The sequence below is a fragment of the Vibrio sp. B1-2 genome (genome assembly GCF_963888445.1).
Classification (GTDB): domain Bacteria; phylum Pseudomonadota; class Gammaproteobacteria; order Enterobacterales; family Vibrionaceae; genus Vibrio; species Vibrio anguillarum.
In genome coordinates this window covers 170,644-194,815 of record NZ_CAWPJH010000042.1, presented here as the reverse complement: position 1 = coordinate 194,815, position 24,172 = coordinate 170,644, and the positions used below count along the sequence as shown (strand labels likewise).

Sequence of the window (24,172 nt, the reverse complement as noted above, 5' to 3'; positions counted from 1 at the left end):
CAATGAAACCATTAAACATAGCCGTACTTTCCTTAGCGATAGGTGGATTACTGGGGTTTAGTATCAATCAATACCTGTCTGGTCATGATATGGAGGCAATGAACTCAACCAATGCGATGTCTGAACCGCTGTACTGGGTTGCGCCGATGGACCCAAACTATAAACGCGATAAACCGGGTAAGTCACCGATGGGGATGGACCTCATCCCTGTGTACACCGAATCGCCGACGCAAGCACAAGAGAAGAGTGGCACGGTGACCATCAGTGCTGCGGTCGAAAATAACTTGGGTGTGAAAACGGAACCCGTGGTGTTTGCGCAGTTATCTCCACGCATTGAGACAGTGGGTTACATTGCGTTTGATGACAGTTTATTGTGGCAAACGAACGTTCGCGTTGCTGGTTGGGTTGAAAAACTGAACATTAATGCGGTTGGAGAGCAGGTTCGTAAAGGCGATGTCTTATTTACGCTCTACTCTCCGGAGTTGGTTAAAGCGCAGGAGGAGCTGTTAAATGCTCATCGAGCCAGCCGTGAAAGTTTACTGAAAGGAGCAACCGAGCGTTTGGTTTCACTGGGGGTTGATCGTACACAGATCAAACAGATTATCGCTCGAGGAAAAGCCACTCAATCGATAGAGGTCAAAGCCATTGCTGATGGGGTGATTGCGAGTTTGAATATTCGCGAAGGGGGATACTTATCGCCAGCGCAAGCGGTGATAAGCGCAGGCCCTTTAAACGAAGTGTGGGTTGACGCTGAGGTATTCGAGCGCCAAGCACATTGGATTACGTCGGGTAGTTTAGCGTCAATGACACTGGATGCTATTCCCGGCAAGGAGTGGCAAGGGAAGATAGATTACGTCTATCCCATTTTGGATCCGAAAACCCGAACGCTGCGTATGCGTTTGAAATTTCTCAATCCGAAGGGCGAGTTGAAGCCTAACATGTTCGCCAATATCGCTTTGCAGCCCGTATCGCAACAAGCGGTGCTCACCATTCCTAAATCAGCAGTTATTCATTCGGGCGGCATGACGCGCGTCGTACTTGCTGAAAGAAATGGCAAATACCGTTCAGCAAGGGTTGAAGTTGGCCGCGAAGCAGGCGAGCGCCTTGAAGTTTTACAAGGGTTAACGGAGCAAGACACGGTCGTCACGTCGGCACATTTTCTGTTGGATTCAGAGTCGAGCCAAAGCGCTGATTTATCACGCATTAATGGGGTGGAAGCTGCCAATGAAGCTTGGCTTACGGGAGACATCAGTACGCTTATGGCTGATTTTGGGATGCTCACACTTAACTATAAACCGGTAAGCAAATGGGGCTGGCAAGCGGGGCAGATGAACTTCACGGTTGAGGAGGAGTTTGATCTCAGCTTATTTGCTGAAGGGCAAAGGGTTCGATTTCTAGTGGCAAAGCAGGGTGACGAATATGTACTAAAAGCACTGGAAGCGAGTGAGCAGGCAAGTAGTGAGACGAACATTACCGCCGCAGAAACGTTAGGAGGTCAACAATGATTGGTGCGATTATTCGTTGGTCGATCAATAACCGTTTTTTGGTGTTGGTGGCGGCTCTGTTTCTCACTTTGGGCGGACTTTACAGTGTAAAGAACACACCTGTTGATGCTTTACCGGATCTCTCAGATGTGCAAGTGATCATCAAAACCAGCTATCCCGGCCAAGCGCCGCAGGTAGTGGAAGATCAGGTCACTTACCCGCTCACAACGGCGATGCTTGCCGTTCCGGGGGCAGAAACGGTCCGTGGCTATTCATTCTTCGGTGATTCCTACGTCTACATCATCTTTGATGATAAAACCGATATGTATTGGGCTCGCTCGCGGGTATTGGAATATCTAAGTCAAGTGACGCCAAAACTGCCACCCAATGCCAAACCAACCTTGGGGCCGGATGCGACAGGGGTTGGCTGGATCTACAGTTATGTACTGCAAGATAAAACCGGCCAACACGATCTTGCGCAGCTACGCAGTTTGCAAGATTGGTTTTTGAAGTACGAGCTACAAACGGTGAATGGTGTCTCCGAAGTGGCTACCGTTGGCGGCATGGTTAAGCAGTATCAAGTGCAAATTGATCCGGCAAAGCTACGCGCTTATAACCTGACTTTGCAACAAATCAATGCGGCGATCCAAAATGGTAACCAAGAGTCGGGAGCGTCAGTGATTGAGGTTGCGGAAGCCGAACACATGGTACGCACCAGTGGCTATCTGACCAGTATTGATGACATTAAAGCGCTACCACTGAAAGTGACCGACAAAGGAACGCCATTATTGTTAGGTGATGTGGCGGATATTAACCTTGGCCCACAAATGCGTCGTGGTATTTCTGAGTTTAACGGTGAAGGAGAAGCGGTTGGAGGTGTGATCGTGATGCGTTTTGGTGAAAATGCTAGCCAAGTGATTGATGACGTCAAAGCGAAATTGACTGATCTCCAACGCAGCTTACCGGAAGGTGTCGAAATTGTTGCCACTTATGATCGTTCAACCTTGATCAATCAAGCCGTTGAAAACCTTTGGCATAAGCTAGCAGAAGAGTTCATTGTCGTTGCGGTCGTGTGTGCGCTGTTTTTATTCCATATCCGCTCATCATTAGTGATTGCTTTGAGTTTGCCCGTGGGCATTCTATCGGCTTTTATTGTGATGCACTGGCAAGGTATCAATGCCAACATCATGTCACTTGGGGGGATCGCCATTGCTATCGGTGCTATGGTCGACGGGGCGATTGTGATGATCGAAAATGTGCATAAACATATTGAACGCACCCCACTGACCGACAAAAATCGCTGGCAGGTGATTGGCAAAGCCGCTGAAGAAGTCGGTGCGCCACTATTTTTCTCACTACTTATCATTACGTTAAGTTTTGTGCCCGTCTTCGCACTCGAAGGCCAAGAAGGCAAGATGTTCTCGCCATTGGCGTTCACTAAAACCTATGCCATGGCCGCTGCGGCAGGTTTAGCGATCACGCTCGTCCCTGTTCTTATGGGCTATTTTGTGCGTGGCAATATTATTTCCGAGCACAAAAATCCTATCAATAAAGGGCTTGTGGCACTTTATCGTCCACTACTCAACCTGAGTTTGCGTTATCCCAAAAGCATGATTGTATTGGCTTTGGCATTAATGGCTTCCGCTTATTACCCAATGAGCAAATTAGGCAGTGAGTTTATTCCGCCATTAGATGAAGGCGATCTCATGTACATGCCGACAACCTATCCGGGGATCTCGATTGGTAAGGCGCGTGAGCTATTGCAGCAAACCAATAAACTCATCAAAACCGTACCAGAGGTCAAAACCGTGTGGGGCAAAATGGGGCGTGCAGAAACCGCAACCGATCCCGCGCCCTTAACCATGATTGAAACGGTGATCCAACTTAAACCTCGCGATCAATGGCGTGAAGGCGTAACCACAGAATCGCTACGTAAGGAATTTGACAGCTTAGTGCAATTTCCGGGGTTAACCAACGCGTGGGTGATGCCAATCAAAACACGCATCGATATGTTAGCTACAGGGATCAAAACGCCGATTGGTATCAAGATAGCGGGTCCCGATCTCAAACAGATTGAAACCATCGGTGCGCAACTTGAACCTATCCTTAACCGCGTTCAAGGCACGGCATCGGTTTATGCTGAACGTGTGGCTGGTGGACGTTATGTAACGATAGACATCAATCGGTTACAAGCGGCGCGCTATGGGCTAAGCATTAAAGATGTGCAACAAGTGGTTTCAACCGCAGTGGGGGGCATGAATGTAGGGGAAACCATTGAGGGGTTAGAGCGTTACCCGATCAATGTACGTTACCCGCAAGATTACCGTGATTCGGTAGTGAAGCTGCAAAACTTACCTTTGGTGACTCAAAACGGTGCACGTTTGGCCTTGGCCGATGTGGCTGATATTCGCTACGAAGACGGCCCGCCGATGATCAAAACCGAAAACGCACGGCCAAATGGCTGGGTCTTTGTCGATATTGATGGACGCGATCTCGGTTCATATGTGGCAGAGGCGCAACAAGCGGTAGCGGAGCAATTACAGCTGCCAGCGGGATATTCTCTCGTATGGTCTGGTCAATATGAATACATGGAGCGAGCAAAAGCACGCTTAAGTGTTGTCGCACCGATCACGATCGCAATCATTATGTTGCTACTCTATTTCAGTTTCCGGCGAATCGGAGAAGTGTTGATCATTATGGCGACATTACCGCTGGCGATGGTGGGTGGCGTGTGGTTGATGCACTACCTTGGCTACAACTTTTCAATCGCCGTGGGGGTGGGCTTTATTGCACTTTCAGGTGTTGCGGTAGAAATTGGTGTGATCATGCTGGTTTATTTAAACCAAGCTTGGCACTACAAAAAAATTGATGCGCAAGAAAATGGTGCGGTCATTGACAGCCAAGATCTCATCAATGCTATTGGCGAAGGAGCAGGGCAGCGCGTGCGCCCAGTCATGATGACGGTACTGACAGTTATTATTGGCCTGATCCCGATTATGTATGGCACGGGAACTGGTTCGGAGGTAATGCAGCGCATTGCCGCCCCCATGATTGGAGGCATGGCTTCAGCACTATTGCTCACATTATTGGTTCTACCTGCGGTATTCAAGTTATGGAAAAACCGTGAAATCGCAACACTCAAATAGCGTGCAGCTGGCAAAGTAAAAGCTAAGCACTAATCGGAAAATAAATAGTAACTGAATGAATTTAAGGAAAATCAAAATGAAAAAAACACTAATCACACTTTCACTGGCGTTGTTCACTTCTTCTGTCATGGCTGAAATGGATCATAGCAAAATGGATCATGGCAGCATGGTGATGAAGCAAACAGACACGATGAACATGGCGATGGATGACATGTCAGAAGTCGGCATGCCTGCTAAAGGAGCAAAACCCGATAAAGTGGTGCATGTTTTACTCTCGGATGACATGAAAATCACCTTCAAAAAAGAGGTCAACATCGAACCGAATGACGTGGTGCAATTTGTTGTCATGAACACGGGCAAAATTGACCACGAATTTTCGATTGGTTCAGCCGCCGAGCAGCTAAAACACCGAGAAATGATGCGCCAAATGGGCAATCATAAACACGATGGCGGCAGTGCCGTCACCGTGGCACCGGGTAAAGCGAAACAACTGTTATGGCACTTCCATGGTGATAATAATGTTGAGTTTGCCTGCAATATACCCGGCCATGCTGAAGCTGGGATGATTAAGAAAATTCAGCTTCAGTAAAAGTTGTCACGCTAACTCGTTAAAAGAAAAAACCGCCCTTCCAATTTGGCAGGGCGGTTTTTTGGCCATTGATTAATTATTTCAAATCACTGAGCGGTAGCCAGTTTACTTTAACACCCGCTTGTAAAAACATATCTTGGCTGACTTTGATCTTATCACCCCAACGGGATAAAAAGTCTTCTGTTTGCTCTGGGCAGTGTACTGCGGAAATCCCAGTTTGAATGATTTTTGCTGCACAGTTTGGGCAAGGAAAATGTGTCACATAAATTTCGCAACCATCCAAATCACGCTTGGCGAATAGGATGGCATTTTCCTCAGCATGCAGTGTTTTGAGGTATTTCATATCACGATCATCGGTGCCTGCACTGTCTGAAATACCATGCGGGTAACCGTTAAATCCAACCGAAACGATGCGATTTTGCTTCGTGATCACTGCGCCGACTTGCGTGGAGGGATCTTTACTCCAAGAGCCAACAAGTTCTGCCATTTGGTAAAAGCGCTGTGCCCATTTCGAAATCATGTGTTGTTCCTCTGACGATTTTCTTGCATTTCCTCAGTAGCGAGGGAGATGTGTGATTAAGATCGACATTAATATCCTAGTTTTCTCACACTTAGTCTAGAGCAATTCTCATTTCTAAATAGAATTCAGCCGTGCCAATCAGTATTAGAGTGAGAGCTCTATCTCATTTCGTGCGGGTATCTTAGCTGCGGCGATAGGCAATTATAGGATTAAGTTTGTGAGAGATCTCTTACACGTATCGTGAGACTTTAACGTTTCGCTATGCAATAAAAAGAGATTGAATTTCTGTAATTATTTGAATTTAAATGATAATTTTCATTCGGTGTCTTTCTGGTAGAGAAAAAACAACAGGTGGGGGATTGCTGAAAAAAGTGAAATCCGTAATCTGAAGTTGTCAGCAGGAAGCGGACACGGAACAGGAAAGACCCAAGGATAGGTCATCTTCAGGACGAAGATTCGATAATTCAGGAAGAATGATCGGCAAGGATAGCGAAAGACATTAGCTGGATGCTGAATAACTAGGATGGTTATCAAGGAAAGTTAATGGACGGTGCAAAGGAAAAGTGCACAAATCTGTCGGGACGACGGAGTTAAGGACACCGCTAGGAAGGCGATGAAAGGGAATGCGCTGAGGGAATTAGCAGACTATCAAGGAATTGATGCAGGGAGCACTTATCAGTAGCTGGATTGCTGCGAGTAAGAACTGGAACCCCACTAAGCGAGAGCTTAGTGGGGTTTTCTTTATTTTTGTTACCTGAAAATAATGGCCACCTGAAAATAATAAGTGGTGAGGTTAACATTGCTTCCTGCGGAGTAACTCCAGATAATAGGTGAAAATAATGAAAGGATATGATGATGATTCGCTTAGCTGTTATTGGAACCAACTGGATTACTGACCAATTTATCGAAGGGGCATTAAAAACGGGGGAATTTCAGCTAGTAGCGGTTTATTCCCGTTCGCTGGACAGGGCGAAACAATTTGCCGAAAAATACGATGCTCCTGCTTTGTTTACTGACCTTAAGAGCCTAGGTGAGAGTGACAATGTGGATGCCGTGTACATCGCCAGCCCGAATGTACTGCATGGTCCACAGTCGATTCAAATGATGCAAGCGGGCAAACATGTTATCTGTGAGAAGCCGCTGGCTTCTGATTTCTCATTAGCACAGCAGATGTATCAAGTTGCCAAACAGCATGGCGTAGTATTATTCGAGGCCTTTATAACCCCACATTTGCCCAATTTTTCCGTTCTCAAACAAGAGCTATCGCAGATTGGCGCTATCCGTAAAGCGGTGCTCAGCTACTGCCAGTATTCCTCTCGTTACCCTAAATATCTCAAGGGTGAGATGCCCAATACCTTTTTGCCCGAGTTCTCTAATGGTTCGATCATGGATATTGGTTATTACTGTTTGGGCTCAGCCATTGAACTGTTTGGTGAGCCTAAATCGGTGCAAGCCCAAGCGCATTTACTGGAGACGGGGGTTGATGGTAACGGCAGTGTGATCTTAGGATATGACGGTTTTGATGTGCTATTAATGCATTCAAAAACCAGTGACTCCTATTTGCCGAGCGAAATTCAAGGTGAAGAGGCCGCACTGCATGTTGAGATGATTTCTACCTGCAACCGCATCACGAGAATTAACCGTGGTGGTCAAACCCAAGATCTGAGTATTGAGCAACACGCCAACCGCATGTTTTACGAAGCACAAAAATTTGCAGATCAGATACAGAACAAGACAATAGATGAGCAATGCAAATTACGCTCACTCACCGTTTCCAAATTATTGACAGAAATACGCCGCCAAACGGGCGTGATTTTTCCAACCGATAACCTGTAGTTTCATCGCACAGAGAAGAGAGCAAAAATAATGCAAGCTGAAGTAAAGTGGGTCGAAAATTTCAAGTTCTTGGGCCAATCCCAATCTGGTCATTCGGTGGTGATGGATGGCAGTGGTGGTGCAACCGCGCCTAGCCCGATGGAGATGGTTCTGATGGCTGCGGGAGGTTGTAGCTCTGTGGATGTGGTTGATGGCTTAAAATCGGCCAATCAACAGGTCACGGCATGTAACGCCAAATTGACGGCTGAGCGCCGTGAAACCGCACCGCGGATTTTTACGCTAGTCAATATCCATTTCGACGTATCAGGCGTTGATCTTGACCCTAATGTCGTTGAAAAAGTGACGGCCGATTCATTAGAAAAGTACTGTTCTGTCTGCTTAATGTTAGGCAAAGGTGTCACAATGACTCACAGTTGGTCGATTGTTTAAGCCATTCAATCAATAAAACTAGGAAAAAGCAATATGCTCTGATCTTGTCTTTTCCTGTGCGTTACAGGTTGGTTGAAATTAAAGAGGAAAGTGAAACAGTGAGCTTTTCTCTTTTTTCTTTTGTTTATCCAAGTAGTCTAAATAAACTAGATGCATAAGGAGGAACGGCTCATGACCGAAATGGAAAAAATGATGAATGGTATGGTGTTTGACGGTGCAGACCCAGAAATGGAAGCTATTCGTAGCAAAGCAGGACATTTACTGTTGCAGATCAACCAATGCGCCGATGCTACAGCCCGCCATCAATTGCAAACTCAGCTATATCGTCAAATTGGCCAACAAAGTGTGGTGCAGCCTCCTTTCTATTGTGAATTCGGTGAAACAATTTCCATTGGTGATGAAACCTTTATCAACATGAATGTCACTATGCTTGATGGCGCTAAAATCACGATTGGTAATCATGTTTTGATTGGCCCTAACACCCAGTTTTATACACCAGCGCATGCTTTGGATTATCGCAGCCGCCGCTTGTGGGAAACATTTTGTAAGCCGATTACGGTTGAAGATGACGTATGGATTGGTGGCAACGTTGTGATTAATCAAGGAGTCACGATTGGTGCGCGTTCGGTTGTCGCGGCAAATTCAGTGGTCAATCAGGATGTACCAGCTGATAGCCTAGTCGGAGGCACACCAGCGAGAGTGCTCCGTTCATTAAAAGAAATGAATGGAACATCTGACCTGCATAGTTCAGTTAAGGAAGGGCATCATTGAAGCAGCATAAACATACACTATTTGGTGTTGCGGCTATCTTGCTGTGGAGCTGTCTAATGGGGCTAATCAGAACGGTCACCGAGCAATTTAGCCCAATTGGTGGGGCGGCACTGATTTACACTGTGAGCTCAGTATTTCTGATGCTTGTCATGGGCGTGCCTAAATTCAAACACTTCTCTCTGCGTTATGTTCTGATCGGTGGCGCGCTTTTTGTGAGCTACGAAATCTGCTTAGCATTAGCGTTAGGTATGGCCAATGATCGCCATCAAGCGCTCGAGATGGCGGTGATTAACTATTTGTGGCCAGCCTTGACGGTGTTGTTTGCGGTATTTCTCAGCCGTAAACCCGTCCATATTCTGGTGTATCCAAGCGTTGCGCTCGCATTTGTCGGGGTTGCTTGGACCATTACTGGTGATAGTGGATTCTCGGTGATGCAAATATCAGCCAATATTGCGACTAATCCCTTAACCTATAGCATGGCGTTTGGCGGGGCGATTATTTGGGCTGTTTATTGCAATATCACCAAACAGTTAGCCAATGGACAAAATGCCATTATCCTGTTCTTTATGACTACTGCTATCGCCCTCTGGATTAAGTATTTTCTTAGCAGCGAAAGCACTTTAGTGTTTACCGTTCCAGCAACCTTGAATTTAGCGTTAACGGGTGTGGTGATGGGCAGCGGTTATGCACTTTGGAATGTGGCAATCTTGCGTGGCAACATGGTTCTATTGGCGACTCTTTCTTATTTTACGCCAGTGATTTCAACCTTGCTTTCATCGCTAATCTTAGGTGTAGCGCTTGGGGTAAGCTTTTGGCAAGGTGTGATTATGGTGACGATGGGTTCTTTAATTTGTTGGTGGGCGACCAGAGAACGTCAATCGACGGTGCAAGAGAAAATGCCAATAGCCTGATATCGCAACAGCTTTGCTATGTATAAAAAAGCCCTCTCGGGAACGAGAGGGCTTTTTCCGTTTAATTGAGACTGATTAACGAGCTACGTTCATGGTTAATTGCAGTACGAATGGCAGCTTTGATAAACGCTTATGTAGCGAGCGACGAGTACTTTCGATATCTTCGAGTGCAATCATTTCATTCTCATCAGGGCGAATATCGACATTGACCCACAGCTCATGACCGACTTTAGTCACCGCAGTCAACTCGATATCTTGCTCTGATTCTTCACCTACGGCAATGACACCTTGATCCACGGTTTTACAAATCTCTTTGCTTGGTGACATCATCAACAATTCACGTGTTGCCGATTTAAGCATGTCATAAGGCACTTTGATAAAGTAAAACGACATTAATAGCATCATGATTGGGTCGGCATAGACGGCATATTTTGCCCAAGGAGACAAGGTCATCAACCAAGCGGCAATGAAACCGACCGTTACCGCGACGCTTAATAGCGTGTCCATTTGCCACTGTTTTACTTCAGCGTCAATCAAACCAGAAGAGTAACGTTTACTCTTGTTGACCATGAACCACCACGCAATCGCACAACCAATCACGTTCACTGTGCCAAAAACAGTTGCGATAGAAGCATCCACTTCTCGACCACCGCTAAACAATGCCATGACAGCCGAGTACAAAGAATAACTCACGACTAACAAAATAACGCTGGCTTTGATAGCAATAACCGCAGGTTCTAGCACCGCGCGTCCAAAGGGAAAAGTTGAGTCAGAAGGTTTACGAATGTAGCGTGACGCCACCAGCGACAATAATGTTAACAGCAAACTAACCAGTGAATACACACCGTCAAACACGATAACCAGTGAACCGACAAGCATACCAACCACAAGTCCGCCACCAGCAAAGCCAGAAGCTAAAAGGGCCGAAATCGTCAAAATGCGATTTTCATTATTTCTTGTTCGAGCACACATAAAAGACTACCTGTTGAAAACATGCTGTTATTTTGGCTTAAAGCACGGTTTTGACAATCTCTAAGTGCATTGGTCGTTGGCTTGAATATTGGGGGTTAAGTTTATTTTTAATTAAAACAAATAGTTATGTTGTCATTTGCCTGTCAGGATAATTGACGCTGACTGTCTTCGCTTTAGATTGTTTGAAATGTGGGCATCTTGAAAGCTAAACAACGAAAATTAAAAATCAAACAAATAGTCACGCAACTTATCGGCTAACCAGTTCATGCCAGGGTGTTCGGCCATGCCCGTGGCCGTAAACATGCAGTAATCTTCTTGAGTGAGACCGTAGGTGTGCTTAATCACCGTTAGTTTTTGTTCACGTAGGAAGTGGCGAATTAAAGGTTCTGGCAATACGCCCCATGCATTCTCAGTCAAGATGGTATTGAGCATGTAATCGAAACTGGAGAAGCCAATGTAGCGACGAGAGAAAGGTTGTAATTCGGGGTTATCTTTTTCGTTTAAATAGACCATCACGGCTTGCATTGCTCTGCGCAGTTCTTCGTCGGTGACTCGCGAAATTTTAGTTAGCGGGTGGTCACTTTTGCACACCGACATCATCCGGATTTTACCCAAAGGTTGATAAGTGATCCGCGGGTCGTTGATTCTTTCGTAATCGACGCCAAAAGCAAAATCGACTTGATGAGTGGCAATCAAGTTGGCTAAGTCGCCGCTTGAAGCCAATACAAGGTTAAACGAGGTCGCGGGAAAACGATTATTCAGCTGGTGTGCAAAATCTTGCCACAAGGCATCAGGAAGAGAATCATCACGGGCAATCCACATCTCGGCGTTGAAGCCCCGTGATATTTGCGTACAGGTGTGTTTTATTCGCGCAATGGTCACCAAAACACTTTCACAATCTTTATAAATTGCTTTCCCCGCTTCAGATAAAGTCAGGTTGTTGCCGGTGCGCACAAAAAGAGCGGTATCGAGCTCTTTCTCCAACGCTTTAATCGCCATGCTGAGTTTGGTTCGGTTACATTCTAATTGTCGCGCCGCTTCGGAGACTGAGCCAGTGTCCGCGACAGAGAAAAATGCTTCAATTTGAGAAAGGTTCATAACGTTCTCTAAGGCACAATAATGGGTTGATCATAAACAATTTTAGTACCACTGCCTATCTGATGTTCTTCTACCAACTGACGGTTTTCTCGCCAATCAAAGCCAGTTCATCATTTCTTAGTCAAGATTGAGCTGTAACTCTATGAACGTAACACAGTTTTGGTTTATTCTTGGGAAAATTTCCCCAATACAAGAAGTAACACGGAGGCCATGATGGCGAACGAATGGGATGAGTGTGCGGCTCAGTGGGAGCAGGACGAATCCACAACGCTTTTTGCTCAAAATGTGTTTCAGCAATTGCAGAAACGGGTCACTCTCGAAGGTAAACATGTTCTTGATTTCGGGTGTGGTACGGGCTTGCTGAGCCAAATGATGTCTCGCCATGCCAGAGATATTGTCGCGCTCGATGGCTCTGAGGCCATGATTGAAGAGTTGGATAAAAAAGAGTTGGTCAACGTTGAACCCGTGGTGGATTTTCTGACCCGTGGTCTAGTCGCGCAACATCCGGCCTTTCGCAAACAATTCGATCTTGTTGTGGCGTCATCTGTGTGCGCGTTTGTGCCGAATCTTAATGAAGTATTTACCATCATTCATTCTCTATTAGATGAGCATGGCATTTTTATTCATTGGGACTGGTTGGTTGAAGAAGATGATCCTGACTATGGTCTTAGCCAAAACCAAATTGAGACACAACTGAAAAGCGCAGGTTTTAGCCAAGTGGAAACCGCAGTTGCGTTTAAGGTTAAAAATTCAAAAGGTCTAGCGCCAGTAGTGATGGGCATTGGTAGGAAATAACATCATAAAGTTGATGGTTTTCCAGATTGAGAATGGCTTATTTACATTATTTCACTGTTCCATAATGACCAACTTGCGTAAGCTCTAGCTTGTTGATAAGTGTCATGATAGTCACTCTCCCTAGAAGACTATAAGGCATTGATCACGAATAATTCTGTTTGTTGACTGATAACTCATGGCTAGGGTTAAGCAAAAATAAAAACACATCAGAAGATAAATAAAGAAGGCCAGCGCAAAATAGTGCTGGCCTTCTTTATTTTAAGCATTGAGCTACTTTATTTTGAGCATTGAGCTAAATTTTCAATGTTGATTCACAAACATCTGTGTGGTTTTTTGAGTTGATCACACAACCATTTCAAAGCTTGGTCGTTCATACTGGGCTTGTTCCACACTAAGCTGTAAGCCACTTTCCCATAATTGAAAGGTAACGGTTTGATGAGCAACTCCCTAGCTTGCATCGCTTGTTCCGCCCAGCGTTTGGAGCAAGTAAAGAGTGAGTCAGTATGCTTGCATAAGATGGCGGCCGCACCAAAGTCAGCAACAACAACCGGAACATGACGAGCTCGATGAGATTGAGCTAAATTCTGTTCAAAAAAAGGTTCAGCCAGCTCTTTGTCCATGATGCCGATATGCGATTGAGCAAGGTAGTGATCGATAGTGAGTACTTCATTGGCTAAAGCATGATCACTACGCATTAAGCAGACCATTTCATCGTGAGCAATCACTTCCCACACGAGTTCTTTATCTCGCGTTGGGGGCTGGCTGATATCGTGTGGCAAAATGACGAAATCAATCAGCCCGCTTTGCAGGGCATCGAAGCCATAGTGATCTTTCGAGTAGATAGTAAAGGAAGCTTGCGGTGCATGATTTTTTATTACGTTTGTCAAAATAGGAGCAAACAACTCAAAGGCACTTTCTCGCATCGCAAGGCGGTATTTCCCCTGATAATGTTGAGGTTCGAAATTTGAGTGATGCAGCAATCCATTCATGCTAGAGAGGATTGAATGGACAGTGGGGCCCATTTGTAGCGCGAAAGGGGTAGGTATCAAATGTGTACCGTCACGATAAAATAGTTCATCTTCCAAGAGAATGCGCAATTGCGACAAGTTTTTACTGATGCTTGAAGGGCTAATGCAGAGCTGGGCTGCTGTCTGCGTGACGCTGCGGGTACTGAGCATGACGTGTAGCGCTGTTAAGTGTTTTAAACTGATTCTTGAAAGGTGAATATAATCCATAAATAAAGGCGGTTCCTCCAAACTTTTTCAAAAGCATATCACTGACATACTGACAAATTACACGAAAAGATGCGGGTTATTTGACAAGCTGCCGAAATATTTACCGCTATGCGCCTACATCAAGTTCAATCGCCTTTATTTCAAGAATAATGTTTATGTAAACAGCGCGTGGATTTCTTCTAATACATGAGGATTAGCAATTGCACCTAAGTTTTTGACTGTCTCGCCATGCAGTACTTGCTTCACCGCGAGTTCTACCAGTTTTCCGGATTTGGTACGTGGCACATCACTGATGGAATGGATCTGCGCAGGAACATGACGAGGGGAGCAGTTTTCTCTTAGGCGCTGTTTGATGGTGTTCACCAGTAGGGTGTTGAGTTCGCACTGTGGAGTCAGTTGTACAAAAAGGATGATCTGCTCATCATTATCGATTTTCTGACCCACTGCGACCGAATCTTGTATTTCAGGCAAGCTATTCACTTGCTGATAAATTTCCGACGTACCGATACGCACGCCTCCAGGGTTTAAGGTAGTGTCACTGCGCCCATAAAAACGTATTCCCCCATTGTCGGTCCACTCAACTTCATCACCGTGGTGCCATACACCAGAGAACTTGCTCCAATACGCATCGTGATAACGTTGGCCATCGTCATGCCAAAACCCGATGGGTTGATTAGGGAAACTGTTGCGGCAGACTAACTCTCCCCGTTGTTGTATCACGGGTTGACCAAGGTCGTTAAATACGGCGACATCAAGTCCTAAGCCTGCGCCTTGGCATTCTCCTCGATACAGCGGCGATATGGGGTTGCCAAGCACGAAGCAGCCACAAATATCGGTTCCACCCGAGATAGAGGCGAGGTGTAAGTCCGCTTTTATGTTGGCGTATACATAATCAAACTGTTTTGGGTACAAAACCGAACCTGTTGAACATAATGTTTTCAGTGAGGAGAGAGGGCAGTAATCGCTCGGTGAATACGCGGTTTTTTGCAGTGCCTCTAAATATTTGGCCGATGTACCGAACAAAGTGATGTTGGCTTCTTCTGCCAAATCCCACAATACACCCGGTTGCGGATACATTGGGCTACCATCATAAATAACCAACGTAGCACCGCTAGCGAGCGCCGAAACATGCCAGTTCCACATCATCCACCCACAAGTGGTGTAATAAAACACACGATCGCCCGGTTGAATGTCACAGTGTAATTGATGCTCTTTGAGATGATTTAAAATCGTACCGCCAACCGAATGGGCGATGCATTTGGGTTTACCTGTCGTACCTGATGAGTACAAGATAAACAGTGGGTCATTGAAGCCAATGCGTTCATAGCGTAGCCCACGTGGAAGGTAACTTGCGAGAATCGCATTCCAATCAGAAAAAGCGTCGTTAAAATCAGCCGTGAGTGAGCGTTGCTGTAAATATTCGATCTGACAAATGTTGTGTAGGCTCGAAATAGCATCGGCAATCTGACCGTTTTTTTCTTCCATGAGATGGGTTTTGCCATTAAACGTATACCCATTGCAGCAGAATAAAATTTTGGGTTGTACTTGGCCGAAACGTTCTACTACGCTGTCGACTCCGAAATCAGGAGAGGTTGATGTCCAAACGGCTCCTAAGCTAGTAGTCGCTAACATAGCCACTAAAGTTTCGGTCATATAGGGTAAGTAACCGGCGACAACATCACCTTTTTCAACTCCATTTTGTTTTAACCACTGCTGGATAATAGAAACCTGATCACTGAGTTGCTGCCATGTTAGCTTCTTGCTTTGCCCATTTTCATTTTTAAACCAAACGGCAATGCCTTCTGGTTGTTGAAACGCATAAGAGAGCAGATTTTCCGCGTAGTTCAATTGTGCTTGGGGAAACCAAATTGTGTCTCTGGCGGCGGTGAAGTCGTCCCATCTCGCAATCCCCTCACCGTAAATGCAGTTACCACGAAAGCCGATCACATCGCAAAATTGCCACACTTCTAACCAAAATTGTTTTCTCTCGGCAACGGACCAGAGATGCAGTTGTGAGTAGCTTTCTATCGCCTCACCTTGCATATTAATGTGCTCAATAAACTGGTTTAAATTGGACGCTTTGATGCGGTCTTGGCTAGGGACCCAAAGCGGTGTGTGCGGCGTCAAATTTTCTTCAAACATAATCGCGTTCCCTACAAGTGGGTATATATCCGTTTATTTTCTGATCTGTTGGCACTGTTTAGTGTTGTCGGCGAATGCCGTAAAGTCAAACGGGTTGGCCATAATCATATCCATGATATCTAAGTAAAAAAACCATAAATGTAAAATATTTGTTACGCGTGAGCGTCGTCAGATGTCGAGCCTAAGATTGGCAGACTTTTCACGAGGCGATAGGCTTAATGTAATCGGTTTGTTAAAAGGTTGTGGTATGACGCAGTATCATTCTAAGCCATTAAATAGCAAAGGTTTCATTGACTGGAGTAACGAAGAGAATCGGATTTGGTATGATCTGATCGCACGTCAAGAGACCGTCGTTGAGCAGCGAGCATGCCAAGCCTATTTGGATGGGTTAGCGATGCTGCAACTCTCTAAAGATCAGGTTCCTCAGTTGCCCGATATCAACCGTATTTTGCAACGTGAAACCGGATGGCAAGTCGAGCCGGTGCCCGCTTTAATTAATTTCGATCGATTTTTCGCCTTATTGGCAGAGAAAAAATTTCCAGTTGCCACGTTTTTGCGTAGCCGTGAAGAGTTTGACTATTTGCAAGAACCGGATTTTTTTCATGAGATTTTTGGTCATTGCGCGATGCTTACTCATCCTGATTTTGCATCATTTACTCAGGTTTACGGCAAGCTTGGGGCTAACGCGAGCCCAAAACAGAGAGCTTATTTGGCGCGGCTCTATTGGTTTACGGTCGAATTTGGTTTAGTGCAAGAAAGTGACGGTGTAAAAATCTATGGCGGAGGTATTTTATCCTCCCCCGCTGAAACCGTGTATAGCCTTGATAATCAAACGGCCATACGTGAAAAATTTGACATCCAACAAGTGCTGAGAACGCCATATCGTATTGATATAATGCAACCCATTTACTATGTGTTGGATGATCTACGAGATCTGTACCATTTGAGTCAAGAAAATCTTGTACAGCAGGTAGAAAGTGCCATGCAGGTAGGCTTGTTGGCCCCCTTATTTCAACCCAAGGAAGAGACCCATGCTTGAAGAATTACGTTGTGAAGCTTGTAGCCTTGATGCGCTAGCATTATCGATCCCCGAGCAGCAGCAACTACTCACTGAACTTGAGGGGTGGTCTATTGTTGTACGTGATGGCATCCCCCAGTTGGAAAAAGTGTATGTGTTCAAAAACTTCAAGTTGGCATGGGCATTTTCTAACCAAGTTGCTCAATTAGCTGAAGCGGAATTCCACCACCCCAGTTTGTTATTAGAGTGGGGCAAAGTGACCGTGACTTGGTGGAGCCATTCCATCAAAGGACTGCACAAAAACGATTTTATCTGCGCCGCAAAATGTGATGGATTAATCGATTAAAGTTAATATTATCAATGTTTTAGGTTTATAACTCGACCTGGTGGTTATTTTCCCTTCGTTGTGCACTTGAAGCTGCAGCAATGCTGGCTACGTTTGCTCACCCCAGCATAGAGTTTACTTGTGCTCATGGGGATGAGCTCACTTACCGCCTACCTGCAACTTCAACAAGTTGTTTGGATGTATCCGGTCGTTTTTCTACGCAAAAGCCAAACCGTGACCTACACTTTGAAAAGCTCATAATACAAATTTCATATAAACCCAGTGGCTGGGGGCGACGATGGCTTTACAAAAAGTTGTTCATTTATATGCGTAGGGTTTGACTATGAAAATATCAACGAAAATCATTGCGGCATGTACTATCTTGTGTTCAGTTGGCGTGGTAATCAGCGGTGGTTTTGTTGGGTGGCGAGCATCAGAGCTCTCAAGCCAAGCACTTTATGACCGAGCCGCAAATCAACTTACCTCCGTACGCGAAATCAAAAAGAGTGAAATAACTAACTATTTCAAACAGATCCGTCTGCAAATTGAGACCTTGTCTTCCGAGGTATCGACTCAAGAAGCAATGGATTCTTTTACTCGTTCGTTCTCTCGTTATCCTGCCCACCGTATAACGCCCCAAGATATGGATGCGCTAGAACGGTATTATCGTGATCAGTTTGGTCGTACTTACCGTCAGGAAAACAATGGCAGTCAGCCAAATGAACTTGGTGCATTTGCACAGCTTTCAGAGCAGGGAAAAGCACTGCAGGCTCGCTACATCGGCGTAAACCCTAACGAGCTTGGATCCAAACATCACTTGGATTTTGATTCATTGGGCAGCAGCTATGATGAAGCTCACCGGCGTTATCACGCCTCATTTAGGCGATTTTTAGAAGCGTTTGGCTATTACGATATTTTCCTTGTCGATTTGTCAGGCAACGTGGTTTATACCGTGTTTAAAGAACTGGATTTTGCGACCAATTTATCAACTGGCGCATATCAAAATTCGGGGCTAGGCCATGCATTTGCTAAGGCAAAAAACTTGCAAGAGGGGCAATCCTACCTCGAAGATTTTGCACCTTATTATCCTTCCTATGAGGCAGCGGCTTCGTTTATTTCGGCCCCAATTTTCAAAGAACAGCAGCGGGTAGGCACGCTGATCTTTCAGATGCCGATCGATGTGATCAACAACATCATGACATTTGGCGGTAGCTGGGATGATGCGGGGCTTGGTAAAAGCGGAGAAACTTACCTTGTGGGGCAAGATGGTTTATTGCGTAGCCAATCGCGGTTTTTATTAGAAGATCCTGAGCAATACTTTCAAACCTTAACTGATATTGGTGTTGAGCCTGCCACCATTGAGCAAATCAAAACCAAGGGTTCGGCCATTGGACGTCAACGCATCAAGACCGACGCGGTACGACAGGCATTGGCGGGTGGACAAGGCCTAGAAACCATCAAAGACTATCGCAATGTTGAAGTACTTTCGGCCTACGCACCTCTGGATGTTTTGGGACAAAAATGGGCCATATTAACTGAAATCGATCAATCTGAGGCGTTACAAGATGTCTCGACTTTAGAGCGTTCAGTACTGCAGACTGTGTTGATTAGCATTGCTGTTCTTGTGGTGCTTTCACTCTTTATTTCTTACGTCGTAGGAAGTGGTATATCCAAACCTATCCGCAGTGCGTCGTTAGAGCTGCATCGGATTAATCAGGAGAATGATTTAACCGCGCGTTTAAGTGAAAAGGGTAAAGATGAAATGGCGGAAGTTGCGGTTGCCTTTAACCAGCTATTTAGCAGCTTACAGAAAACCATTGAGCAGTTTGCGCGGGCGACGGAGTCACTCAACGGCAGCACTCATCGTATGTCTTCCAATATGGAGAGTACGCGAGGCGCCGTTGCCGAGCAGAGTATGAGAACAGAATCGGTCGCGGCGGCGGTAAATCAAATGAGTGCTTCAATTGGCGAGGTAGCGCAGTTTGCTAGCCGAGCTGCCGATTATGTGAAATCAGCTAATGATACAGGGTCACAAAGTGTCGACGTCGGGGAAGCGTTGGGAAATGAAATCAGTTTGTTGAGCGATGAGATGAGGATGGCGGTGGAAGCTATTGAGCGGCTCCATAGTGAAAGTAATTCTATTGCTGAAGTGCTTGATGTTATCCAAGCTATCGCCGAGCAGACCAACTTACTGGCCCTTAATGCGGCGATTGAAGCAGCACGTGCTGGTGAGCAGGGGCGTGGTTTTGCGGTCGTTGCCGATGAAGTGCGATCATTAGCAGGGCGCACGCAGACTTCTACTGAAGAGATCCGTAAAAAAATCGATTCGCTACAACATGAAATAAACAGTGTGTCGCAGGGAATTGAAAAGGCCAATAAAACCGTGGTGAAAGGGGTTGAAACCTGCCATTTGAATACGGATATGCTTGCTCAAATCATGTCGATGTTAACCGAATTGAATGACATGAATGTGCAAATTGCTGCCGCGACAGAAGAACAAAAATCAGTAACGGATGAAATCAGCAGTAGCATTACTTCGATTGCCGATGCTTCACTGTCGGTTTCTGGACAAGTGAATGATGTTGATGGAGTGCTTACCGACCTTTCTGGGCAAGCAGAGACACTAAATAGTGAGATTGCTCAGTTCAAATATAAGGCGTAACACTAAGACATTTCCTACTTAATCAGCAACTGTGTTGGTTACATTCGCTCCAAGCATAGAGTTATACTCGGTTTAACTATGCTTGGAGCGTTGAAGGCTCTGTCTCGTTGACCAAGTTATTGATCCAACGTTTGGAATAGATCCGTTGTGTTGTAAGGATAATTTTGACGGCCTCTTCAAGCATAATAACCATCATAACCCAATGCAAAGGCCAGCCAAGAACCAACCCTGTGTAATAAGCCAACGGAATGCCAATCGCCCATTGGCCAAATAAGTCAATGAAAATACTGTAGTTAATATCGCCGCCACTTTTTAACACGCCACCGATACCGACCATATTAAATACCCGTAGTACCATCCCAAACGCCATTACTAAGCAAACATTCACGGCCATTTGTGTATCATGCAGTGGACTTTTTTCGATCAAAGCGTAAATCCAAGGTTCAGCCAAAAAGCAGAACAATGCCAGCAGCAACGCCAGCCCGCAGCTAGTAAGTACATACCACCAAGAAGTCTGCGCGGCACGTTCGTAACGCTGTGCACCAATTTCATGTCCAAGCAAGATAGAGGCGGCCACGGCAAATCCAAGAAAGGCGGAAATGAGTACACTTTCAATGGGGGAAAGCAGTGAGATAATCGCAAGTTCAGAAACGCCCAACTGGCCGACAATAACGTTGTAAATCAAAATGCCAGCCGCCCATGCTGAATCGTGAATAATCATTGGCCTTGCGACTTTCAAATAGCGCTGTCTATGGTGTTTCATTTTTGCTTGCTGCCAGTTTTCGCGATTGGGCAATAGATGAGCGTAATGTCGCTTTACTTGCCAAAAAAGCAGCATGGTTTGGCAGCCGCGTGAGATGCTTGTGCCAATCGCTGCACCCACAACCCCCAATTCTGGAAAGCCGAACAGGCCAAAGATGAGTAAAGCGTTTAAGACTGCGTTAATAATGATGGCGAGAATGCTTACTTGAGTTGGCAACTTTGCCACGCCGACAGAACGTAGTGCGCTCTCTAGTGGCACTACTAATGCGGTACAAAATAAGCTAAGTGCTGTGATCCATAAATAATCCGTGGCTAGTGTGACGTATTGAGCATCATTGGCCACTAAAGAAACAACAGACTGAGGTATCCACAAATAGAGCAGCATAAAGGGGAGTGTAAACAGCAGAGCCACTATCCAAGACTGAGCCAATGTCCGTTTTATGCCCTCGATGTTACCTGCACCAAAATATTGCGAAGCTAACACGCTTACTGCACCGCTAGCGCCAACAATAACGATGAGATTAAAGAAAAATATTCGGTTGCCAACACCAACGGCCGCCGTAGCGGATTCACCTAATTGGCTGACCATAAAAATATCCACTACACCTAACAGTGAAAACAGCATTGACTGGAGGGATACCGGTACGCCAATATCGATCAATTTGCGCCAAAATTGACGGTCTAGCTGATGAAAGGGAGTCATAAACATGCTGCATTACCTCATTTTGATATGCGGCAAGTGTAAATCGAATCGTAATTTTTGTATTCTCTCAATACCTCTATAACTTTTGCCAAACTCTCATATGTCAGACAAGCAAGAACGGTATTCCATCTCAGATAAAACACATCAAGAATTTATTGACCAAAGTCGCGTCTTAGCATTGGAGCAAAGCGGCATTGTGCAATGCGGAATTGCAACCTGCCGCGAAATGTTTTCTGTTTATCGGAAAAATCAGAGCGTGCATATGCTGTTATACACGGTGAAGGGAAAAGGTTGGCTAACGAGTGGAACTGACCGTTACTTACTGGAACCGAGCTCATTAATTGTGGTACCAGCGGGTGTCGAAAATGGTTTTGGAATTGAAGAAGAAGAGTGGCAAGTGGTGTGGATCTTTCTTGCACCACAGCGTCATTGGAAAAACACCGTAAAAGAAGAAATACATTACACATTAACGCCTATCGCTGCGGTCATGTATGCGAGTATTCAAGCGCTACTGCGAACCTTAATATTGCCTGCTGAGCTTGGTGAGCAGGTCGGGCAACGCATTGTTGAACAGATAGAAATCATGCTCCGAGCACCGATTGAACTACCGCTCTCGCGTACTTCGTTGCGTTTAAATCGCGTCTTTCAGCGAGTCCAGAGCCAGCTGCATAAAGATTGGACAATAGAAAATCTCGCCGCATTATTTCCTTGCTCGCAAGCTCATTTACATCGTTTATGTCAGCAGCACTTTGGCCACAGCCCTAAAGCCCACTTAACGCGAATGCGTATGGAGTACGCCGCTCGTTTGCTTGTTTCTACCGACTGGTCAATCCAACATGTCGGTGACATTGTCGGCTATCCTAACCCAGCAAACTTTAGTACTCGTTTTAAGGTATGGAGCCATTGCACACCACGAGAATTTCGTAAAAAACGAAATGATTAATTCCACGGCATTGGTAAATGGCACTCTTCATTCATAAACTTTTTATCTACTAAACGCGATGAAATTATTGCACCTCGAGCACGGCTTATGAAGGTGATTGAAATATCAATATCATTGAGTATATGGCTTGTAAAAATCAATTTATTCATCACATTAATTAGATTCTAACCACCAACAAAACGGTTATGTGCTAAACCTATAAGAGTAGGAATATTGTCAATATAGAGAGATAAGCGATGGATCTGTTTGCGGATTTTCGACAAGAGGCTCAACCAAAGAGCCAGGAGAGTCATGAACTTAGTGTTGAAAATAAACCATGGCGAGTACTGCTAGTCGATGATGATGAGCAGATGCACCAGATCACTCGTTTAGCGCTAAGAGGGTTTTCATTTCAAGGACGGCCACTAGAGCTACTGTCTGCTATGTCTGGTCTTGAAGCCAGAGAAGTGCTGAATACTCAGCCCGATATAGCTTTAGCGCTCGTTGATGTAGTTATGGAGACGGAACACGCGGGGTTAGATTTAGTTAGGCATATCCGTGAAGAGTGTAAGAATAGAATCATTCGTTTGGTATTACGTACCGGGCAAGCAGGGCAAGCCCCCGAAGATACGGTCATCCAAGAGTATGAAATTGATGACTATAAAGAGAAAACAGAACTTACCACACAAAAACTCAGAACCCTGCTCTATTCGATGTTGCGATCTTATCGGGATCTTTGTTTGATAGAAGAGCAAAAAGAGGGGCTTAAACGCGTGATTGAAGCCTCAGCGAAGGTACAAAATACCACAACCTTACAAACCTATGCTGAATCGGTACTGAGCCAGCTCACTTCTTTACTTAAACTCCATGCATCGGCATTTTATTGTATCGTTCAGCCTAAATCTGAAGGCGAAGGTTCGTGTGCTTTAACGTTGGCGGCTATTGGAGGATTTGTCGATTTTTATTCTGACTGTGATTTCTCGCGCTTACCTTCGGAAGTGGCTAAGCGCTGCCAGCTTGCACTGCAAAGCAAAATGTCTCATAGCTACGATGATGCCTCTGTACTTTATATGACAGACAGTCGTGGTGTAGAAAATTTACTCTATATTAATTTGCTTGAGCGCTTATCTGAAAATGACGAACGTTTGCTTGAAATCTATATGTATAACATAGGGTTAACTTTTGAAAACTTAAATTTACAGCTTGATTTACGCGAAACATCGAGGGAGCTTGTTTATAACTTAGCCAATGCCGTCGAAGCCAGAAGCAAAGAAACAGGGGCTCACGTACAGCGTGTTTCTCTGATCTGTGAAAAATTAGCCACATTAATGACCCTACCTGAGCAGGATATTTATATGATTAAAAATGCGTCACCCCTGCACGATGTAGGCAAAGTGGCGATCCCTGATAGTATTCTTCATAAACCAGGGAAATTGGACGCTCAAGAATGGGCGATCATGCAAAAACACGTTGAATACGGTGTTGATATTTTAAGTCGTTCAAAACGCAGTTTAATTATCAAAGCGAAAGAGATTGCCGGTTCTCACCATGAAAAATGGGATGGAAGCGGTTACCCAAACCAATTAGCCGGTGAAGGCATTCCTATCAGTGGCAGAATCACAGCATTAGCTGATGTGTTTGATGCTCTTGGTTCTAAACGCAGTTATAAAGATGCTTGGCCGGAAGAGACAATCAAACAAGAAATTGTCGCGCAAAAAGGAAAACATTTTGATCCGATGTTGGTCGATCTGATGCTGGCGCATTGGGATGATTTCATCACTATTCGTGAACAGTTTCCAGACTAGAATCTTTTTTGGAACCGAAAAATAGATCCGTTTTCAGGGAGTAGGAT

The 24,172-nt window shown here is 45.2% G+C and carries 19 protein-coding genes; 13 read left to right on the top strand and 6 right to left on the bottom strand.

Annotated features, from left to right (window positions below):
* Positions 1-2 precede the first annotated feature (2 nt).
* The 3 genes from AACQ75_RS15605 (at position 3) to copI (ending at position 5,219) form a co-directional block, all read left to right on the top strand.
* The gene (locus AACQ75_RS15605) at positions 3-1,505 is read left to right on the top strand and encodes an efflux RND transporter periplasmic adaptor subunit (RefSeq protein WP_170889007.1); all 1,503 of its coding nucleotides are present in this window, start codon (positions 3-5) and stop codon (positions 1,503-1,505) included.
* Positions 1,502-4,630, top strand: a complete 3,129-nt coding sequence (locus tag AACQ75_RS15600) for an efflux RND transporter permease subunit (RefSeq protein ID WP_017049977.1) — start codon at positions 1,502-1,504, stop codon at positions 4,628-4,630. Before AACQ75_RS15605 ends, AACQ75_RS15600 begins: the two co-directional genes overlap by 4 nt.
* Positions 4,631-4,706: 76 nt before the next feature.
* A complete protein-coding gene (copI, locus tag AACQ75_RS15595) occupies positions 4,707-5,219 on the top strand; it encodes a copper-resistant cuproprotein CopI (RefSeq protein ID WP_176428603.1) in 513 nt (170 codons plus the stop codon).
* 76 nt (positions 5,220-5,295) lie between these two features.
* Here the strand turns inward: copI and AACQ75_RS15590 are convergent, their stop codons facing one another.
* Positions 5,296-5,739 carry a dCMP deaminase family protein gene (locus AACQ75_RS15590; RefSeq protein WP_010319355.1) on the bottom strand — a complete coding sequence of 148 codons (444 nt, stop codon included), beginning with the start codon at positions 5,737-5,739 and terminating at the stop codon, positions 5,296-5,298.
* Between the two features lie 849 nt (positions 5,740-6,588).
* Between AACQ75_RS15590 and AACQ75_RS15585 the strand changes: the two genes are divergently transcribed.
* The 4 genes from AACQ75_RS15585 (at position 6,589) to yddG (ending at position 9,686) form a co-directional block, all read left to right on the top strand.
* On the top strand, positions 6,589-7,575 hold the full coding sequence (locus AACQ75_RS15585) for a Gfo/Idh/MocA family protein (protein WP_013868419.1): 987 nt from the start codon (positions 6,589-6,591) through the stop codon (positions 7,573-7,575).
* Positions 7,576-7,605: 30 nt separating this feature from the next.
* Entirely contained in the window at positions 7,606-8,004 is a 399-nt protein-coding gene (locus AACQ75_RS15580; RefSeq protein WP_026028175.1) for an OsmC family protein, read from the top strand.
* 171 nt (positions 8,005-8,175) lie between these two features.
* Complete coding sequence (locus tag AACQ75_RS15575) at positions 8,176-8,775, top strand: sugar O-acetyltransferase (protein WP_026028176.1); 600 nt, start codon at positions 8,176-8,178, stop codon at positions 8,773-8,775.
* Entirely contained in the window at positions 8,772-9,686 is a 915-nt protein-coding gene (yddG, locus tag AACQ75_RS15570) for an aromatic amino acid DMT transporter YddG (protein ID WP_170889006.1), read from the top strand. The genes AACQ75_RS15575 and yddG overlap by 4 nt, the downstream gene beginning before the upstream one ends.
* A 75-nt stretch (positions 9,687-9,761) precedes the next feature.
* On the opposite strand, the gene AACQ75_RS15565 is transcribed toward yddG, so the two are convergent.
* Positions 9,762-10,658: a cation diffusion facilitator family transporter gene (locus AACQ75_RS15565; protein WP_017043151.1), complete on the bottom strand. Its 897-nt coding sequence runs from the start codon at positions 10,656-10,658 to the stop codon at positions 9,762-9,764.
* A 219-nt stretch (positions 10,659-10,877) separates the two neighbouring features.
* Positions 10,878-11,756: a LysR family transcriptional regulator gene (locus AACQ75_RS15560; RefSeq protein WP_010319645.1), complete on the bottom strand. Its 879-nt coding sequence runs from the start codon at positions 11,754-11,756 to the stop codon at positions 10,878-10,880.
* 213 nt (positions 11,757-11,969) lie between these two features.
* Between AACQ75_RS15560 and AACQ75_RS15555 the strand changes: the two genes are divergently transcribed.
* Positions 11,970-12,551 carry a class I SAM-dependent DNA methyltransferase gene (locus tag AACQ75_RS15555; RefSeq protein WP_249339370.1) on the top strand — a complete coding sequence of 194 codons (582 nt, stop codon included), beginning with the start codon at positions 11,970-11,972 and terminating at the stop codon, positions 12,549-12,551.
* 311 nt (positions 12,552-12,862) lie between these two features.
* On the opposite strand, the gene AACQ75_RS15550 is transcribed toward AACQ75_RS15555, so the two are convergent.
* Together AACQ75_RS15550 and AACQ75_RS15545 are read right to left on the bottom strand one after the other, a co-directional pair.
* On the bottom strand, positions 12,863-13,807 hold the full coding sequence (locus AACQ75_RS15550) for a LysR family transcriptional regulator (RefSeq protein WP_019280760.1): 945 nt from the start codon (positions 13,805-13,807) through the stop codon (positions 12,863-12,865).
* A gap of 132 nt (positions 13,808-13,939) precedes the next feature.
* On the bottom strand, positions 13,940-15,913 hold the full coding sequence (locus AACQ75_RS15545) for an acetoacetate--CoA ligase (RefSeq protein ID WP_170889033.1): 1,974 nt from the start codon (positions 15,911-15,913) through the stop codon (positions 13,940-13,942).
* A 262-nt stretch (positions 15,914-16,175) separates the two neighbouring features.
* Between AACQ75_RS15545 and phhA the strand changes: the two genes are divergently transcribed.
* From phhA to AACQ75_RS15530, 3 genes are all read left to right on the top strand, one after another.
* Complete coding sequence (gene phhA, locus AACQ75_RS15540) at positions 16,176-16,967, top strand: phenylalanine 4-monooxygenase (RefSeq protein ID WP_170889004.1); 792 nt, start codon at positions 16,176-16,178, stop codon at positions 16,965-16,967.
* Entirely contained in the window at positions 16,960-17,292 is a 333-nt protein-coding gene (locus tag AACQ75_RS15535) for a 4a-hydroxytetrahydrobiopterin dehydratase (RefSeq protein WP_017049984.1), read from the top strand. Before phhA ends, AACQ75_RS15535 begins: the two co-directional genes overlap by 8 nt.
* Before the next feature lie 316 nt (positions 17,293-17,608).
* Positions 17,609-19,933: a methyl-accepting chemotaxis protein gene (locus AACQ75_RS15530; protein ID WP_170889003.1), complete on the top strand. Its 2,325-nt coding sequence runs from the start codon at positions 17,609-17,611 to the stop codon at positions 19,931-19,933.
* Between the two features lie 76 nt (positions 19,934-20,009).
* Here the strand turns inward: AACQ75_RS15530 and AACQ75_RS15525 are convergent, their stop codons facing one another.
* Entirely contained in the window at positions 20,010-21,404 is a 1,395-nt protein-coding gene (locus AACQ75_RS15525; protein WP_170889002.1) for an MATE family efflux transporter, read from the bottom strand.
* 94 nt (positions 21,405-21,498) lie between these two features.
* On the opposite strand from AACQ75_RS15525, the gene AACQ75_RS15520 reads away from it, so the two are divergent.
* Both AACQ75_RS15520 and AACQ75_RS15515 read left to right on the top strand, forming a co-directional pair.
* Positions 21,499-22,341 carry an AraC family transcriptional regulator gene (locus AACQ75_RS15520; protein WP_029388320.1) on the top strand — a complete coding sequence of 281 codons (843 nt, stop codon included), beginning with the start codon at positions 21,499-21,501 and terminating at the stop codon, positions 22,339-22,341.
* A 236-nt stretch (positions 22,342-22,577) separates the two neighbouring features.
* Positions 22,578-24,125, top strand: a complete 1,548-nt coding sequence (locus AACQ75_RS15515) for a DUF3369 domain-containing protein (protein WP_017048193.1) — start codon at positions 22,578-22,580, stop codon at positions 24,123-24,125.
* The last annotated feature ends 47 nt before the right edge of the window (positions 24,126-24,172 follow it).

Excerpts from the sequence above, each read along its gene's own strand:
- AACQ75_RS15605 (WP_170889007.1), top strand. The coding sequence starts at position 3 with ATGAAACCATTAAACATAGCCGTACTTTCCTTAGCGATAGGTGGATTA.
- AACQ75_RS15600 (WP_017049977.1), top strand. The coding sequence starts at position 1,502 with ATGATTGGTGCGATTATTCGTTGGTCGATCAATAACCGTTTTTTGGTG.
- copI (WP_176428603.1), top strand. The coding sequence starts at position 4,707 with ATGAAAAAAACACTAATCACACTTTCACTGGCGTTGTTCACTTCTTCT.
- AACQ75_RS15590 (WP_010319355.1), bottom strand. The coding sequence starts at position 5,739 with ATGATTTCGAAATGGGCACAGCGCTTTTACCAAATGGCAGAACTTGTT.
- AACQ75_RS15585 (WP_013868419.1), top strand. The coding sequence starts at position 6,589 with ATGATGATGATTCGCTTAGCTGTTATTGGAACCAACTGGATTACTGAC.
- AACQ75_RS15580 (WP_026028175.1), top strand. The coding sequence starts at position 7,606 with ATGCAAGCTGAAGTAAAGTGGGTCGAAAATTTCAAGTTCTTGGGCCAA.
- AACQ75_RS15575 (WP_026028176.1), top strand. The coding sequence starts at position 8,176 with ATGACCGAAATGGAAAAAATGATGAATGGTATGGTGTTTGACGGTGCA.
- AACQ75_RS15565 (WP_017043151.1), bottom strand. The coding sequence starts at position 10,658 with ATGTGTGCTCGAACAAGAAATAATGAAAATCGCATTTTGACGATTTCG.
- AACQ75_RS15560 (WP_010319645.1), bottom strand. The coding sequence starts at position 11,756 with ATGAACCTTTCTCAAATTGAAGCATTTTTCTCTGTCGCGGACACTGGC.
- AACQ75_RS15555 (WP_249339370.1), top strand. The coding sequence starts at position 11,970 with ATGGCGAACGAATGGGATGAGTGTGCGGCTCAGTGGGAGCAGGACGAA.
- phhA (WP_170889004.1), top strand. The coding sequence starts at position 16,176 with ATGACGCAGTATCATTCTAAGCCATTAAATAGCAAAGGTTTCATTGAC.
- AACQ75_RS15535 (WP_017049984.1), top strand. The coding sequence starts at position 16,960 with ATGCTTGAAGAATTACGTTGTGAAGCTTGTAGCCTTGATGCGCTAGCA.
- AACQ75_RS15525 (WP_170889002.1), bottom strand. The coding sequence starts at position 21,404 with ATGTTTATGACTCCCTTTCATCAGCTAGACCGTCAATTTTGGCGCAAA.
- AACQ75_RS15520 (WP_029388320.1), top strand. The coding sequence starts at position 21,499 with ATGTCAGACAAGCAAGAACGGTATTCCATCTCAGATAAAACACATCAA.
- AACQ75_RS15515 (WP_017048193.1), top strand. The coding sequence starts at position 22,578 with ATGGATCTGTTTGCGGATTTTCGACAAGAGGCTCAACCAAAGAGCCAG.